The organism is Catellatospora sp. KI3 (genome assembly GCF_029948125.1).
Taxonomy (GTDB): Bacteria; Actinomycetota; Actinomycetes; order Mycobacteriales; family Micromonosporaceae; genus Catellatospora.
In genome coordinates this window covers 41,081-56,510 of the sequence record NZ_JASAMB010000016.1, presented here as the reverse complement: position 1 = coordinate 56,510, position 15,430 = coordinate 41,081, and the positions used below count along the sequence as shown (strand labels likewise).

Annotated in this window: 14 protein-coding genes; 5 read left to right on the top strand and 9 right to left on the bottom strand. The window is 72.5% G+C overall.

Features of this window, described 5'->3' with window-relative positions; all coding sequences use genetic code 11:
* Positions 1–112 precede the first annotated feature (112 nt).
* The 3 genes from QEZ54_RS23790 to QEZ54_RS23780 all read right to left on the bottom strand — a co-directional run bounded on the left by QEZ54_RS23790 (position 113) and on the right by QEZ54_RS23780 (position 2,730).
* On the bottom strand, positions 113–490 hold the full coding sequence (locus QEZ54_RS23790; RefSeq protein ID WP_281306931.1) for a hypothetical protein: 378 nt from the start codon (positions 488–490) through the stop codon (positions 113–115).
* 57 nt (positions 491–547) lie between these two features.
* A complete protein-coding gene (locus tag QEZ54_RS23785) occupies positions 548–991 on the bottom strand; it encodes a hypothetical protein (RefSeq protein WP_281306930.1) in 444 nt (147 codons plus the stop codon).
* A gap of 128 nt (positions 992–1,119) precedes the next feature.
* A complete protein-coding gene (locus QEZ54_RS23780) occupies positions 1,120–2,730 on the bottom strand; it encodes an ABC-F family ATP-binding cassette domain-containing protein (RefSeq protein ID WP_281306929.1) in 1,611 nt (536 codons plus the stop codon).
* Positions 2,731–3,015: 285 nt separating this feature from the next.
* On the opposite strand from QEZ54_RS23780, the gene QEZ54_RS23775 reads away from it, so the two are divergent.
* The 4 genes from QEZ54_RS23775 to cutA all read left to right on the top strand — a co-directional run bounded on the left by QEZ54_RS23775 (position 3,016) and on the right by cutA (position 8,301).
* Positions 3,016–3,768, top strand: coding sequence for a MerR family transcriptional regulator (locus QEZ54_RS23775; RefSeq protein WP_281306928.1), 753 nt, complete (start codon positions 3,016–3,018; stop codon positions 3,766–3,768).
* Positions 3,765–4,622, top strand: coding sequence for a hypothetical protein (locus QEZ54_RS23770; RefSeq protein ID WP_281306927.1), 858 nt, complete (start codon positions 3,765–3,767; stop codon positions 4,620–4,622). Before QEZ54_RS23775 ends, QEZ54_RS23770 begins: the two co-directional genes overlap by 4 nt.
* A gap of 256 nt (positions 4,623–4,878) precedes the next feature.
* Positions 4,879–7,920 (top strand): EAL domain-containing protein, encoded by a 3,042-nt coding sequence (locus QEZ54_RS23765; protein WP_281306926.1) that lies wholly within the window; start codon positions 4,879–4,881, stop codon positions 7,918–7,920.
* 57 nt (positions 7,921–7,977) lie between these two features.
* Positions 7,978–8,301 carry a divalent-cation tolerance protein CutA gene (cutA, locus tag QEZ54_RS23760; protein ID WP_281306925.1) on the top strand — a complete coding sequence of 108 codons (324 nt, stop codon included), beginning with the start codon at positions 7,978–7,980 and terminating at the stop codon, positions 8,299–8,301.
* Between the two features lie 6 nt (positions 8,302–8,307).
* Here cutA and QEZ54_RS23755 read toward each other — a convergent pair whose 3' ends face one another.
* Together QEZ54_RS23755 and QEZ54_RS23750 are read right to left on the bottom strand one after the other, a co-directional pair.
* Entirely contained in the window at positions 8,308–9,135 is an 828-nt protein-coding gene (locus tag QEZ54_RS23755; RefSeq protein WP_281306924.1) for a peptidoglycan-binding domain-containing protein, read from the bottom strand.
* Between the two features lie 148 nt (positions 9,136–9,283).
* The gene (locus tag QEZ54_RS23750) at positions 9,284–10,795 is read right to left on the bottom strand and encodes a sulfatase (protein WP_281306923.1); all 1,512 of its coding nucleotides are present in this window, start codon (positions 10,793–10,795) and stop codon (positions 9,284–9,286) included.
* A gap of 174 nt (positions 10,796–10,969) precedes the next feature.
* Here QEZ54_RS23750 and QEZ54_RS23745 point away from each other — a divergent pair, with 174 nt between their 5' ends.
* Positions 10,970–11,386, top strand: a complete 417-nt coding sequence (locus QEZ54_RS23745) for an Rrf2 family transcriptional regulator (protein WP_281306922.1) — start codon at positions 10,970–10,972, stop codon at positions 11,384–11,386.
* A gap of 99 nt (positions 11,387–11,485) precedes the next feature.
* On the opposite strand, the gene QEZ54_RS23740 is transcribed toward QEZ54_RS23745, so the two are convergent.
* The 4 genes from QEZ54_RS23740 to QEZ54_RS23725 are packed head-to-tail and all read right to left on the bottom strand — an operon-like array spanning position 11,486 to position 15,168.
* The gene (locus tag QEZ54_RS23740) at positions 11,486–12,469 is read right to left on the bottom strand and encodes a sulfate ABC transporter ATP-binding protein (protein ID WP_281306921.1); all 984 of its coding nucleotides are present in this window, start codon (positions 12,467–12,469) and stop codon (positions 11,486–11,488) included.
* Positions 12,466–13,299: a sulfate ABC transporter permease subunit gene (locus QEZ54_RS23735; RefSeq protein ID WP_281306920.1), complete on the bottom strand. Its 834-nt coding sequence runs from the start codon at positions 13,297–13,299 to the stop codon at positions 12,466–12,468. The genes QEZ54_RS23740 and QEZ54_RS23735 overlap by 4 nt, the downstream gene beginning before the upstream one ends.
* A complete protein-coding gene (cysT, locus tag QEZ54_RS23730; protein ID WP_281306919.1) occupies positions 13,292–14,140 on the bottom strand; it encodes a sulfate ABC transporter permease subunit CysT in 849 nt (282 codons plus the stop codon). The genes QEZ54_RS23735 and cysT overlap by 8 nt, the downstream gene beginning before the upstream one ends.
* Positions 14,137–15,168: a sulfate ABC transporter substrate-binding protein gene (locus QEZ54_RS23725; protein WP_281306918.1), complete on the bottom strand. Its 1,032-nt coding sequence runs from the start codon at positions 15,166–15,168 to the stop codon at positions 14,137–14,139. Before QEZ54_RS23725 ends, cysT begins: the two co-directional genes overlap by 4 nt.
* Between the last annotated feature and the right edge of the window lie 262 nt (positions 15,169–15,430).

The following is a 15,430-nucleotide window of genomic DNA, read 5'->3' as shown; positions in this document are numbered from 1 at the left end:
TCGTCGGTGACGTCCGGGCCGATGTCCGGCTCCCCTCGCTGCGATCCGGGCGGTTCCTGCGCTTGATCACTTTACGCCCGTTCAGCCGCGCCCGGCCCGGCTTCCTGAGCCGTCAACTCGGCGGCGCTCCCGCCAGGGCGGCCGCGTCCGCCAGCAGGCGCATGAAGCAGTCGAGGCGCCGCTCGGCCAGCGCCAGCTCCGCGTCCAGATTCGGGTGCGCCTGGTAGAGCACCTGATCGGACCAGAAGTCGTCGGCCAGGTCGCCCAGCGCACGCAGGTTGCCCTCGTCGATGGCGGCCTGGCACGCGGCGGCCAGGGGGCCGTCGCGGCCGGAGAGCGCCACCAGGACGCGCTCCATGCGCTCGACCGCGAAGCGGACCCGGCACAGCCGCTGGGTCAGCTCAGTGCCGCGGCGGATGACGTCGATCTCGGCGTACAGCGCCGCGGCCAGCTCCCGTTCCCGTTCGTCCCATCCCGTCCTGCCGTACATATAGGTCATTATCGGCGCGTACCGCCCAGGCTCCGGTTGCCGCGCCCGACCGGGCGGTCAGCGGGCCGACGGGGACGGCGACGGTTGCTGCGGGGCCGGTTGCTGCGGGGCGGGCTGCTGCGGGGCGGGCATCCGCGGGCCCTGCGGGTTGGGCGGCATGCGCCAGCCGGGCTCGCCCGGGTAGCCGTAGCCGCCGGGGTAGCCGGGCTGTCCCGGGTAGCCGGGGCCGCGCCGCTCGTCGTCGTACCGGTAGTGCTCTCGGTCCTGGTGGCGGTAGTCGTCGCGGTCGCCGTAGCGGCCGTGCATGTGCGCGAGGGCGCCGATCAGGCAGGCGCCCAGCAGGCAGCCCAGCACCAGGCCGAGCAGGCCCGCCAGCACCGCGGGCAGCGCCCAGTGCCGGTGGACCGGGACCGGCGCGGCCGCGGCCGCGGGCGGTGGCGGCGGTGCCGGAGGCGGCTTGACCGGATGCGTGACGACCTCGGGTTCTTCGTAGTCGGCCATGCCCACAGCATCGCCCCCGAACCTGGGAACCGGTCGCCAACCAGCGAATCCACCGCCGCAGCGGGCCAGACCGCGGCCTCGCATCCGGACTTCCGGGGCCAAGGCCGACCACCCGGCACGGACCGCCGCTACCGGTCCAGCCGCAGCTCGCGGCCTGCCCAGCGGCGGCGCAGCCACCGGTCGTGGCTGGCCACCACGACGGCGCCCGGCCCGGTGCCCAGCGCGTCCTCCAGCTCGTCGGCCAGGCGCGGCGACAGGTGGTTGGTGGGCTCGTCCAGCAGCAGCAACTCCGGCGGGTCGGCCACCAGCAGCGCCAGCGCCAGCCGCCGCCGCTGCCCCACCGACAGGTCGCCGACCCGGGCACCGAGATCGCGCGGGGCGAGCAGCCCCAGGCTGCGCAGGGGTACGGCCTCCGCGCGCTCGGGCCCCAGCGCCAGCTCGTACGCCCGCTGCACCGGCCGGTCGGGGTGGTCCACGGCCGTGTCCTGCGTCAGCAGGCCCACGGTCAGCCCGCGCCGGCGGGTGACCGCCCCGGCCGCGTCGAGCCGCCCGGCCAGCACCGCCAGCAGCGTCGACTTGCCCGTCCCGTTCGGGCCGGTGACCAGCAGCCGGTCACCGGCGAGCAGGTCGAGGCGGTCCAGCCGCAGCCTGCCGGGCACGGCGACGTCGCGCAGCGACAGCAGCAGCCCGTCGGCCGACGCGGCGGCCAGCCCGCCGGGGCGCAGCCGCAGCGGCGTCGGCGGCTTGCGGACCTGGACGCGTTCCAGCTCGTCGAGGCGGCGGGCGGCGTCGCGGACCCGGCGCGAGATCTGGTTCTGCACCCGGCCGGCGGTGTGGCCGTACCCCATCTTCTCGTTGTCGCGCCTGGCCCGGCCCGGCGCGACCTGGTGCGCCGTGACGTCGACGGCGCGGCGCAGCTGGGTCAGCTCCTCCTGCTCGGCCTCGAAGCGCCGCTGCCAGCGGTCCCGCTCGGCGCGCTTCTCCGCCTGGTACGCCGTGTAGCCGCCGCCGAAGCGGACCGGGCCTTCGGCCGACGGATCGAGGTCGATCAGGTCGGTGCAGACGGCGTCCAGGAACGCCCGGTCGTGGCTGGCCACCACCACCGTGCCGGGCAGCGCGCGCAGCTGCCCCTCCAGGAAGGCGGCAGCCTCGTCGTCGAGGTGGTTGGTGGGCTCGTCGAGCAGCAGCGCGGCCGGGCGGCGTACCAGCAGGGCGGCCAGGGCCAGGCGTCCGCGCTGGCCGCCCGACAGGGTGCCCAGGGCACGGTCGTGAGCCGGCGCGCCCAGCCCCAGCCCGGCCAGCACCAGCTCGGCGCGCCGGTCGGCGTCCCAGGCGTCGTGCCGCTGGGCGCTGTCCAGCCGCTCGCCGTACGCGGCCAGCAGCTCGGGGTAGCCGGGTGCGTCCGGCGCGGTGGCGGCGATCTCGGCGGTGAGCCGGTCGAGGGCGGCCAGGTCGGCGCGCGCCTCGCGCAGGGCGTCGTCGAGCACGGCGGCGATGGTCGCCGCCGGTTCGAACGGCATCTCCTGGTGCAGGAAGCCGAGGTCGGCGGGGCGTACGACGGTGCCGCCGTCGGGTTCGTCGACCCCGGCCAGCAGGCGCAGCAGCGTGGACTTGCCGGTGCCGTTCTCCCCGATCAGGCCGATGCGGCGGCCGGGGGCGGCGGTGAGGCTGACGCCGTCCAGCACCCGGCGCGTGCCGAGGGTGCGGACGAGATCATGGGCGAGCAGGGGCGCGGACATGGTTGACACCACCGAGGAAGGTCGGTTCGATCACCCGCCGGGCGGTGCCTCGGGCGCGGGTGCGGGAAGGTGTCAACGGCTCACATCGCCCCCGACCGTACCCGCACGCGCCGCGACCGGCAACCGACATCCCCGCGCGGCCGCGCGCCGCGGCCCGTGGCGTGCGGTTTCGGGGAGACTGCTGGAATCTTGGGGCCACTTTCGCGCACTTTCCCCGAGACTGCACGAAACGCGCGGGCAGGCCGACTTGACCTTGACGTAGCGTCAACGTCTCTAATGGTGGCCATGCGTATCGGCGAGCTGGCCGCGCTGGTCGGGGTCACCACTCGGACCGTGCGCCACTACCACCACCTCGGGCTGCTGCCCGAACCCGAGCGGACCCCCGCCGGCTACCGCGAATACCGGCTGCGGGACGCCGTCGCGCTGGCCCGGGTGCGGCGGCTGGCCGAGCTGGGCCTGTCGCTGGACGAGATCCGCGACGTGCTGGCCGACGACCGGGGGCGGGAGCTGCGCGAGGTGCTGACCGAGCTCGACGCTGACCTGGCCCGCCAGCAGCAGGCGATCACCGTGCGCCGGGCCCGGCTGGCCGCGCTGCTGGCCGACGGCGACCTCGACCCCGACGCGACCGTGGCGCCGGACCTGGCCGACGCGCTGCGCGACCTGCACCCGGCCGGTTCGGCGTTCGCGGCGCTGGACCGCGATGTGATCTCGCTGATCGACACCGGCGCCGATCCGGCCGTACGCGAACAGGTCCTGGCCATGTTCCAGCCGCTCACCGAGCCCGGCGCCCGTGAGCGCGGGCATGCGCTCACCGCCCGGATGGACGCCCTGGCCGACGCCGACCCGGCCGATCCCCGGGTGGCCGCGCTGGCGGCCGAGCTCGCCGCGCACCTGCCCGCCGAGATGGCCGCGGCCGCGGTGGCCAGCCTGGACGACCCCGAGCACGGCCGCTGGTTCGAGCTGATGAGCACCGAGCTGTCCCCCGCCCAGGCCGAGGTGCTGCGGCTGATGGTGACCGCCCTGAAGGAGCGCGCATGATGCTGCGGACCGCCCGCGCCGCCCTGTACACGGCGCTGCCCCTGGAGGCGGGGATCATGGTGCTGCTCGTGTCCGGGGTGGCGCTGCCGCCGCCGGTCGTGACGGCTGTCGAGGTGCTGGTCCTGGGGGTGCTCCTGCTGGAGGCGGCCGCCCTGTGGCAGGTGTACCGCACGCGGCGGCGCGGCGGCGACGATCCGCGGGCCGCGCTGCGCGGGGCGTACGAGCAGCTGGTGCCGGTGCAGGTGCGGCGGCTGATGAGCTTCGACGCCCAGGGCATGGTCAGCCTGGTGCTGTGGGTGACCCGGCGCCGCCACGGGGTGCCGCCCGGCGCGACCGCGGTGTCGTACTACCGCGAGGTCACCGTGCTGATGCTCGGCTTCCTGACGGCGTCGGTGATCGAGCTGGTCGGCGTCGAGATCCTGCTGCGCTCGTGGCACGCGCCCGGCGGGCTGCGGGCCGTGGTGCTGGGGATCGACGCGTACGGCATCCTGATCGCCCTCGCCGTGATCGCCTGCTACGTCACCCGCCCGCACGTGGTCTCCGCCGACGAGATCCGGATCCGGCACGGCGCCTTCTTCGACCTGCGCATCCCCCGCACGCTGGTCAAGGCGGCGCGGCACCGGGTCAACCGCAACGAGACCGGCATGCTCCGGGTCGAGGACGGCGTGCTCGCGCTGGCCGTCAACAGCCAGACCAACCTGGTCGTCGAACTCTCCGCACCCGTGCCGGCCACCCGCCCGCTGGGCCGCCAGGTCGAGGTGCACACGATCCGCTTCTTCGCCGACGACCCCACCACCGCGTACGCAGCACTGCGCACCGACCACCACCCCGCCCCCGCCCCCACCCACGCGTGAACCGGGAGGGTGCAGTTTCGGGGAAACTGCCCGAAAACGGTCCAAGATTCCCGCACTTTCCCCGAAACTGCACCACGGTCCGCACGGGGTAGCGGGTGGGCGGTTGCTGATGGCGATGTTCAGGTAACTCTCAGTTATCGCAGGTAGAGGTTGACGCCTGCTTTAGGCAGCGGCGCAGGTCAGAAGCGCCCGGAACCGGACGGCGTGGGGCACGGGCGGCGATCAGCGCACCACACCCCCGCGCCAGGGAGGGACGATGCTCCCGAAACCCGTCATGATCTACGCAGGACTGTGGATCATGGGAATGGTGGGCTTCTTCGCCCTGCCCAGCCCCTTCGACGACGTCGTATGGGCCGCGATCGGCGCGCTCTCGGCCGCCGCGATCGGCTACGGCGTGCTGCGCAACCGACCGGAGCCGGCCCGGCCCTGGTGGCTGCTGTGCCTGGCGGTGACGCTGCTGTTCCTGGGCGACACCGACTACGACCTGGTGCTCGGCTACCGGCACGCGGCGGAGCTCTTCCCGTCCTCGGCCGACCTGTTCTACCTGGCCATGTACCCGGCGCTGGCCGCCGGACTGCTCGGCCTGGCCCGGCCCGGCCGACGCCGCACCCGCGCCGCCGTCCCGCTGGACACGATGATCCTCGTCAGCGGCCTGGGGCTGCTCATGTGGGTCTTCCTGGTCACCCCGCACCTGGCCGACCCGAGCCTGTCGACCGGCCAGCGCCTGCTGTCGGTGGCCTACCCGGTCGGCGACGTGCTCGTCCTGGCCACCATCGGCCGCCTCATCGTGGTACGCCGGTTCACCCCGGCGGTGCTGCTGATGACCGTCGGCGCCGCCGGACTGCTGGTCACCGATCTGGTGTACGCGCTGTCGCGCCTGCGCGGCCACGGACCCGTCGGCGGGCCCGTCGACCTCGGCTGGCTGCTGTTCTACGGCGGCTGGGCGGCCGCCGCCCTGCACCCGTCCATGGTCGAACTCGGCCGGCCGCTGCCCGCACCGCGCCGGCTCAGCACCGCCCGCCAGTTCTCCCTGCTGGGCGCGGCCCTACTGCCCTCGGCCCTGCTCGTGTACGAGGCCGCCCGCGGCGGCGTCCTGCACACCCCCGCCATCGCCGTCTGCGCCAGCATCACCACGCTGCTGGTCGCCGCCCGGGTCTCCACCATGATCAGTGACCGCCGCGACTACGCGGCCCGCGCCGACATCGTGCGCACCACCTCGGCCGGGCTGGTCTCCGCCCACGACGCGCACAGCGTGCGCGACACGCTGGCCACGGCCGTGCACCGCCTGGCCCGGGGCAGCCCGCACACCTTCCGCATGATCATGGGGCCGCGCGGGCGGCCCGACCTGGACCGGATCGCCGCCACCTGCGACCTCGTCGAGGCCGCGACCCTGCCGCCCGTCGCCGCGACCGCGATCGCGCCGTTCAGCCACGCGCTGGCCTGCCCGATCCGGCTGGACCGCGACGGCGACAGCGGCGCCGAGGAGGGCGCCGTGCTCGTCGGCGGTGACCTGGAGCTGCTGCAGCTGCTCCAGGCGCCGGTCGAGACGCTGACCGCGCAGGCCGCGCTCGCACTCGACCGGGTCACCCTGGCCCGGCAGATCACCCAGCGCGACAGCGAGCAGTACTTCCGCGCCCTGGTGCAGAACGCCACCGACGTCATCCTCATCCTCGACGCCGACGACCTGCGCGTCCGCTACGCCAGCCCGTCGGCGCCCAGCATGTTCGGCCAGTGCGAGCTGCTGGGCGCCGACCTGGTCGAGCAGACCGGCCCCGACGGCCGCGCCGCCGTACGCGAGCAGCTCAAGACCGCCCCGGGCGGCCCGACCGGCAGCGTCGCCGACTGGACCGTGCTGCGCTGCGACGGCCAGCGCGTCGAGGCCGAGGCGATCTGCCGGGACCTGCGGGGCGAACCGGCCATCGCGGGCATCGTGGTGACCCTGCGCGACGTGACGGTGCAGCGGCGGCTGCAGCGCGAGATGGAGTTCCACGCCTACCACGACTCGCTGACCGGGCTGATGAACCGCACCGCGTTCCGGCGCAGGCTGTCGGAGGCCACCGCGCGGGCCCAGCGCCTCGGCTCCCACGCCGGCGTGCTCTACCTCGACCTCGACGACTTCAAGCTGGTCAACGACAGCCTCGGGCACGAGGCCGGCGACCGGCTGCTGCGCCTGGCGGCCGAGCGCATCGTGGGCGAGCTGCGGCCGTACGACGTCGCCGCGCGGCTGGGCGGCGACGAGTTCGCGGTGCTGGTGGAGGACGCGACCGCGCCGCAGACGGTCTACTCCGTCGCCGACCGCATCGTGGCCGCCCTGGCCCGGCCGTTCGACCTCGACGGGCGGCTGGTCTCCGGCCGCGCCAGCGTCGGCGTCGCGTTCACCGCCGACGGGCACAGCGCCGCGGACCTGCTGCGCCAGGCCGACGTCGCCCTGTACGCCGCCAAAGCCCAGGGCAAGGGCCGGTGGCTGCGGCACGACCCCAGCCTGGACACGCAGACCGCCGAACGCCTGCAGCTGCGCGCCGAGCTGGAGCAGGCCCTGCCCAACGGCGAGTTCCTGCTCGAATACCAGCCGATCGTGCGCCTGGCCGACCGCGCCACCGTCGGCTTCGAGGCGCTGCTGCGCTGGGACCACCCCACCCGGGGCAGGCTCATGCCGGGCCGGTTCATCGAGATCGCCGAGGACACCGGTGCGATCGTGGCCATCGGCAACTGGGCCCTGACCGAGGCCGCCACCGCCGCCGCGACCTGGCCCACGGGCCTGGACGGCACCGCGCCGTACGTCAGCGTCAACGTCTCGGCCCGCCAGTTCCGCGCCGCCGGGTTCGCCGGCCACGTGCTGCACACGCTCGAGGTGACCGGCCTGCCCGCCCGGCGCCTGCTCCTGGAGATCACCGAGACGCTGCTGCTGCGCGACGACGAGCAGGTCTGGCACGACCTGGCCAGCCTGCGGCACGCGGGGGTACGGGTGGCCATCGACGACTTCGGCACCGGCTACTCGGCCCTGAACTATCTGCGCCACACCGCGCTGGACGTGCTCAAACTCGACCGGGTCTTCACCAGCGGCAGCACCACCTCCCAGCACCAGGCCGACCTGGTGGCGGGCATCGTCACCCTGGCCCGCACGATGAACCTCGACGCGGTCGCCGAGGGCGTCGAGCAGCAGTCCGAACTCGACCAGCTGCTGCGCGCGGGCTGCCCCTACGGCCAGGGCTACCTGTTCGCCCGCCCCATGAGCGCCGAAGCCGCCCGAGCCTGGCCCACCACCCCGGTGGCCGCCGCCCGCCCGGCGAGATCCTGAGGGCCGTAGGTCGTATCGGTCGCGGCCGGCGGGGGCCGATCGTGGCAGGATGTCGCGGTGGATCACTTCGTTCAGGTCGTCACGACCGCTGACTCGCGGGCGGCCGCGGACGCGCTCGCCGCCGCGGGCGTCGAGGCGCGCGCCGCGGCCTGTGCGCAGGTGGACGGGCCGGTCACGAGCACCTACCGGTGGCAGGGGGCGGTGGAGACGGCCGAGGAGTGGCGGATCACGTTCAAGACCAGCGCGGCCGCGTACCCCCGGTTGGAGGGTGTCATCAGGGAGAACCACTCCTATGACGTGCCCGAGATCCTGTGCCTGCCGGTCACGGCCGGCCACCCCGCTTATCTCGCGTGGGTGGCCGGTGAGGTCGAACCGGGCTGACGACCGTCAGAGGCGCTGGTACTCCTCCCAGGTCAGCTTCGGCGTCACCGCCGGACCGTCGTCGGGCGCCCGGTTGGCCAGCCCGTTGAGGCCCAGGTAGTAGTCGCCGGCCTGGTTGCGGGCCGGGGTGGACAGGTCCGTGTCGGCCAGCGCGATCGCGTGGATGTGGTACGGCCAGTCGCCCTGCGCGGGCGTACGCACCCAGGCCGCGAAGCCGACCTGCCGCAGCCGCCTGGCCACGGTGGTCCGCTGGGCGGCCGTCATCCCGGCGACGGAGACGTCCAGCGCCCCGCCGCCGTCGTGGGTCCCCGCCGAGGTCGGATCGTTGCCCGGGCTGTACGAGCCCTGGTCGAACGCCAGCTGGAACCCGAGCAGCCGCTCGGCCTCCAGCACCATCGCCTTGGTACGGGCGTTGACGGGCACACCCCGGAAGGTCGACTGCGCCCCGGGCGAGATGGACCTGATCACGGTGTAGCGCTGCTCGCCGAGCAGCCGCAGCGAGGTCGGGCCGGGCAGTCCGGTCGCGTCCAGCCCGGTGTAGCCCAGCGACCGCTGGTAGGCGGCGTACGCCTCGATCGTCCTGGTGCCGAAGTGCCCGTCGACATAGGTCGCCGCGAGCAGGCCCAGATCCCGCAGCGCCCGCTCCACCAGCAGCACACTGTCCTTGCTGCCCGGCGTGATGGCCGTGTCGGCGCGGCGCGGGTCGATCTGCGCGGCCTTCACCACCGCCTCCATGTCGACCGTGGGCAGCGCGGCCCGCGCCGGCGCCGTCCATGCCCCGGCGGCCAGGACGGCGGTCACCCCAGCCGTGACCAGGCGTCTTCTCGTAAGCATCGGGCCTCCCCAACAGCTTGGGCGAGCCCGGTCCGGACCCGCCCGCGTCGATGTCGGGCCGACCGTAGCCCTGGTCACTACACCTGGGGTACAAGGTCGCTACAGCGCCGGTGCGGGACGGCCGGGGCGGTCCCGCACCGGCGGCCGGTCAGGCGGTCACGTGCCCGGCGGTCCAGCAGGCGCTCTGCGTGTGGCAGTTCACCAGCGCGTCCAGCGCCGCGTGCAGGGCCGCGCGGCGCGTCGCGGTCAGCGTCCCCGCGAGGTTGTTCAGCTGGTACGGGTCAGCCGTCCGGTCGTAGTACTCCCGCTCGCCGTCGGTGTACTCGACGTAGGTGTAGCTCGCCGTGCGCAGCGCCGAGTAGGTGACCGGGTTGCCGGCGCGCACCGCCTGCAGGTCGGGGTCGTCGGCGGCCTGGTTCGGGCCGCGGTGCTCGATCAGCGAGGCGTTGCGCCACCCGGTGGCCGGCTCTCCGTTGAGCAGCGGCAGCAGGCTGCGGCCGTTGATGTTCGGGTCGACCGCGGCCGCACCGATGCGCTGGAACGTCGGCGCCAGGTCGATGTTCTGCACGATCTCGGGCCGGGTGCTGCCCGCGGCGACGCCGGGTCCGATCACGATCAGCGGCACCCGGACGTCGGTGTCGAACGCGGTCATCTTGCCCTGGGTGAGCCGGTACTCCCCCATGTGGAACCCGTTGTCGGAGGTGAACACCAGGTACGTGTCGCCGGCGACGCCGCTGGCCGCCAGCTGCGTGCGCACGTCCCGGATGAGCCGGTCGACGGCCTGCACCGACTGGGCGCGCTTGCGGAAGTTGGTGTCGATGGCGGTCTTCTCGGCGGCGGTCAGCGGCTCGTTGCCGGCCAGCCACGACGGGGCATCGGCGGGCAGCTTGTTGAACGCCGGGGTGCGCGGTGCGGTCAGCCCCGGGAAGTCCGTCAGGTCCTCCGGCGCCGGGGTGAACGGCCCGTGCGGCGCGAACGTGGCGATCTCCAGCAGGAACGGCTTGCCCGCCGCGACCGAGTCGCGGATGAAGGCGCGGCCCTTGCCGGAGACGACGTCGGTGAGGTAGTCGGCGGGTGAGCTGCCGTAGTGGACGACCGTGTGGTTCTCGTTGAGGTCGTAGTCGTACTCCGGGTAGCCGTTGCCCGCGACCCGCCAGTCCGACCAGCCGGGCGGAACGTAGGGCAGGGCCCCGCCCTGGGTGTCGCCGGGCAGGTAGCCGTTGAGGTACTTGCCCATCATCGCGGTCGCGTAGCCCTGTCTCTGCAGGGCGGTGGCGAAGGTGCGGTCCTCGTTGCCCCGGCCCTTGAACACCGCGAAGCCGCCGTCGGTGCCGCCGTTGGTGAACACGCCCGTGTCGTGCGGGAACTCGCCGGTGAAGATGGACGAGCGGGACGGGCAGCACAGCGAGTCGGTGACGGTGTAGTTGGTGAACGTCATACCGTCCTGCTGCAGCCGCTGGACCTGCGGCATGTACTGGACCAGGTTCCAGGCCAGGTCGTCGGTGAGGACCAGCACGATGTTGGGCGGGGTCGCGGCCGCGAGCGGGGCGCCGTCACCGGGCTGGTCGGTGCCGGCGGCGGGGGTGGGGTTCCAGGCTGCCAGTGCGGTGAGGCTCGCGACGACGAGACCTGCGACCATCCGGCGGTTGAATCGATGCATGTCGAACATGCTGATCAGTCGTTGTTAGCGGGTGGCGAAGATACTTCGGGCGAAATGTTAATTACATTCCCCTGACATACGGGCTGCGCCATTGCCCGCGGGGCCAGGCAACCCATATAATCTATAGAAATAGTAGGAATACTTCCGACCGTCCGAACGGGAATGTGCGGAGCAGTGCATATCACGGCCAGGCACGACTACGCGGTGCAGGCGATGCTCGCCATCGCCGCGGTCGGCGGCGGGCACGTGACGACCGGCGAACTGGCCGCGCTGCAGGGCATCCCGGCGACCTACCTCGCCCCGCTGCTGTACGACCTGCGCCGGGCCGAGCTGCTCAGCAGCCGGGCCGGCACCGACGGCGGATACTGCCTGGCCCGGCCCCCGGAACGGATCTCCGTCGGCGACGTCATGCGCGCGGTCAGCGGCGAGCTGAGCAGCATCCGCGGCCGCCCGGCCAGCTCGATCACCTACGTCGGAGCGGCTCGGGCGCTGCCGCGGTTCTGGCAGTCGCTGCATTCGGCGACCGGCCGCATGCTGGACGGCACCACGCTGCGCGACCTGCTCGAGCGGCTGACCGAGACGAGCGGCTGACGCCCGGTCGGCGCGCCGCACGAAGCGGCCCGCGGGTTCGTCGGTGGGCGACTCCAACGTCCACCGCCGGCCCGCGGGCCCGCGTACTCCATTCGCGACTCAGACCGCGCCGACCGCTTCCGGCCGGCCCTGGACCGCGCCGACCTCGGGCGCGACGCGCACCTGGACCTCGGACCCGACCCGCAGGTCCAGCGCCAGGAACTCGTTGCGGGTGAGGGTCACCGTCACGTCCTGCTCGCCGACCGCCACCTCCACCCGGATCTCGAACCCGATGCGGGTGATCCGCTTGACCCGGCCCGACACCGCGCCGGGGTCGGTGCTGTCGGTGAGCAGCTGCAGGTCGTGCGGGCGCACCAGGCGGTCGCCGAGTTCGGTGACCGGGCCGAGGAAGCGCATGACGAAGTCGTTGGCCGGCTGGTCGTAGAGCTCGTCGGGCGAGCCGACCTGCTCGACGCGGCCTTCGTTGATCACGACGATCTCGTCGGCGACCTCGAGCGCCTCCTCCTGGTCGTGCGTGACGAAGACCGTGGTGACGTGGACCTCGTCGTGCAGGCGGCGCAGCCAGTCGCGCAGCTCCTTGCGCACCTTGGCGTCCAGGGCGCCGAACGGCTCGTCCAGCAGCAGCACGCTGGGCTGCACCGCCAGCGCCCGGGCCAGGGCCATGCGCTGGCGCTGCCCGCCGGACAGCTGCGCGGGCAGCCGGTCGGCGAACTGCGACAGGTGGACCAGCTTCAGCAGCTCGTCGACCCGCGCGCGGATCTCCTCCTTGGGCTTCTTGCGGATCTCCAGTCCGAACGCGACGTTGCGCGCCACCGAGAGGTGCTTGAACGCGGCGTAGTGCTGGAACACGAAGCCGACGTTGCGCTTCTGCGGCGACAGCCGGGTGGCGTCCACGCCCTCGATCTCGACCCGGCCGGTGTCGGCCGTCTCCAGGCCCGCGATGATCCGCAGCAGCGTCGACTTGCCGCCGCCGGAGGGCCCGAGCAGGGCGGTGAGCCCGCCGGAGGGGATGCTGACGGAGACGTCGTCGAGGGCGACGAAGTCCCCGAACCGCTTGGAAACTCCTGTGATCTCGATGCTCAACGGTCTTCCTTAGGGCGGAGGGCGGAGACGACGATGATGCAGGCCACCGCCACGAGGGCGAGCAGGAAGGCGGTGGCGTACGCGCCGGGCTTGTCGAAGTTGAGGTACTTCTCCTCCACGACCAGCGTGGCGGTACGGGTGTCGCCGAGCACGTTGCCGGAGACCACCTTGACCGCGCCGAACTCGCCCAGCGACCGGGCGAGGCTCAGCACGACGCCGTAGATGACGCCCCACTTGATGGACGGCAGGGTGATGCGCCAGAACGTCTGCAGGGCGTTGGCGCCGAGGCTGCGCGCGGCCTGCTCCTGCTCCTCGCCGACCTCTTCGAGGACCGGCACGACCTCGCGGATCACCAGGGGCAGCGCCACGAACACCGTGGCCAGCACGATGCCCGGCGTGGCGTAGATGATCTGGAAACCCGCGTCCTCCAGGGCCGGGCCGAACCAGCCGGTACGGCCGCCGTAGACGAGGATCAGCGACAGGCCGACCACGATCGGGGACACCGACAGCGGCAGGTCGAGCAGGGGGCTCAGCCACCGCTTGCCCGGCAGGGCGTAGCGGACCAGCAGGATCGAGATGCCCACGCCGAACACCGTGTTGATCACCACGGCGATGAGCGCCACCTGCACGGTCAGGCCGAGGGCGTGCACGATGTCCGGGTCCTCGAGCAGGCCGGTCAGGCTGTCCACACCGTCGGCGAAGGTGTTCTTGGCGACCAGGTACACCGGCCACGCCACCAGGAAGAACAGGTACACGATGACGAGCAGGCGGATCAGGTAGGCGATCGGACCGCGGCGGGCGCGGGTGCGGTGGTGGGACAGCTCAGCCACGGCGCACCAGCCTCCGCTGCAGGGTGTCGACGACGACCAGGACGATGAACGAGATCACCAGCAGGATCGTGGCGACCGCGGCGGCGCTGTCGAGGTTGTCGTTCTCGATGCTGCTGAGGATGCGCACCGAGGCGACCTCCGTCTTCATCGGCAGGTTGCCCGAGAACAGGACGAGCGAGCCGTACTCGCTGACCCCCCGGGCGAACGACAGGGCCGCGCCCGCCGCGATGGCCGGCGTCAGGCTGGGCAGGATGATCCGGCGGAACACGGTGAACCGGCTCGCCCCCAGCGACATCGCCGCCTCTTCCACGTCGCGGTCCAGTTCGGCCAGCACCGGCTGGACCGTGCGGACCACGAACGGCAGCGTGACGAACTGGAACGCCAGGAAGACGGCGCCCCGGGTGTTGGCGATGTCGACGCCGATCGGGGTGATCGGCCCGTACAGCGCCAGCAGCACCAGGCCGGCGACGATGGTCGGCAGGGCGAACGGGATGTCGATCAGGACCTCCAGCACGCGCTTGCCGAAGAAGCGGTCCCGGACCAGCACCCAGGCGATCAGGGTGCCCATGAACACGTTGACCACGGTCACCCCGAACGCGGTGCCGACGGTCAGCTCGATCGCGGCCAGCGTCTGCTCGCTGGTGACAGCGTCCCAGAAATTACTCCAGCCGCCGGCTGCCGCGGTGGCCACGACAGCGGCCAGCGGGATCAGCACCAGCAGGCTGAACCACATCATCGTGACGCCGAAGCCGACCCCGGAAACCCAGGTCAGGGGGCGTCCATGCCGGATCGGCCGGCGGGAGACCGCCGGCCGATCCGTCGTGAGGGCCGTCGCCGTCACTTGGCCTTGCCCGAGGCCGCGATGATCTTGACGATGATGCCTTCCTTCTCGTCGAAGAACTTCTTCGACAGGGCCGACCAGCTCTCGAAGTCCTTGCTTACGGTGAGCAGCTTCGCCGGGGCCGGGAACGGGTTGGCCGCATCCTTGACGCCCTTGATGCCGGAGGTGTCGACACCCTCGATGATCGGGCGGAAGCCCTTGAGGGCGAACTGGCGCTGGCCGTCCTTGCTCAGCACGAAGCTCAGCCAGTCCTTCGCCTTCGGGTCGGCGTTCTTGGTGATCGCGCCCGGGTTCTCGATCAGGATCGTGGTGGCCGGGACGACCCAGTCGAACTTCTCGCCGGCCTGGGTGGCCAGGACGACCTCGTTCTCGTACGCCAGCAGCACGTCGCCGGTGCCGCCCAGGAACGCGGTGGTGGCGTCGCGGCCGCTGCCCGGCAGGGCGACGACGTTGGCGAACAGCTTGGTCAGGAACTCGGTGGCCTGCGCGTCGGTGCCGCCGTTGGCGGTGATGTGGCCCCACGCGGCGAGCGCGTTCCACCGGGCCGCGCCCGAGGAGGCCGGGTTCGGGGTGACGATGCCGATGCCCGGCTTGATCAGGTCGTCCCAGCCCTGGATGTTCTTCGGGTTGCCGGGCCGGACCGCGAGCACCACGATCGAGGAGGACACGATGCCCTTGTTCGGGCCGGCGTTCCAGTCCTTCTCCACCAGACCGGCGTCCACCAGGCGGGTGACGTCGCTGGAGACGGAGAAGTGGACGTAGTCGGCCTTCAGGCCGTTGACCACGGCACGGCTCTGGTCGCCGGAGGCGCCGTAGGAGGTCTGGAACTTGACGCCCTTGCCCGCGTCGGTCTTGTTCCACTCCGCCGCGATCGCCTTGTTGGCCTGCTCGGGAACCGCGAAACCGACGATGTGCAGGGTGGTGTCGGACGCCGGGGTGCCGGTGTTGTCGTCCTTGCCACCGCACGCCGACAGCGCCAGTACAACGGCGACGGCGAGTGCGGCGGTAGCTCTGATCCGGTTCTTCATGCGGAACCTGTCCTCCTCGGGGCGCGCAGAAGCGCACCGATCCCCACCGGTTCCCCGGCGCGGTCGGTTTTTCAGCAATGAAAGGGGTACGGCTGACTAGGTACAGGTGGTCGACCGAGGTACCTCACGCAGCACCGATGCCGCGCTCCGGGCGCATCCGTCGGATGACGGCGCGGTCCGGCTCGACCACGCCATGAATATCCCACTAAACCGCTAGGGTTTCAAGACTTTGTCTGGGCGCCCGGTCGAGATGGACTTCGGT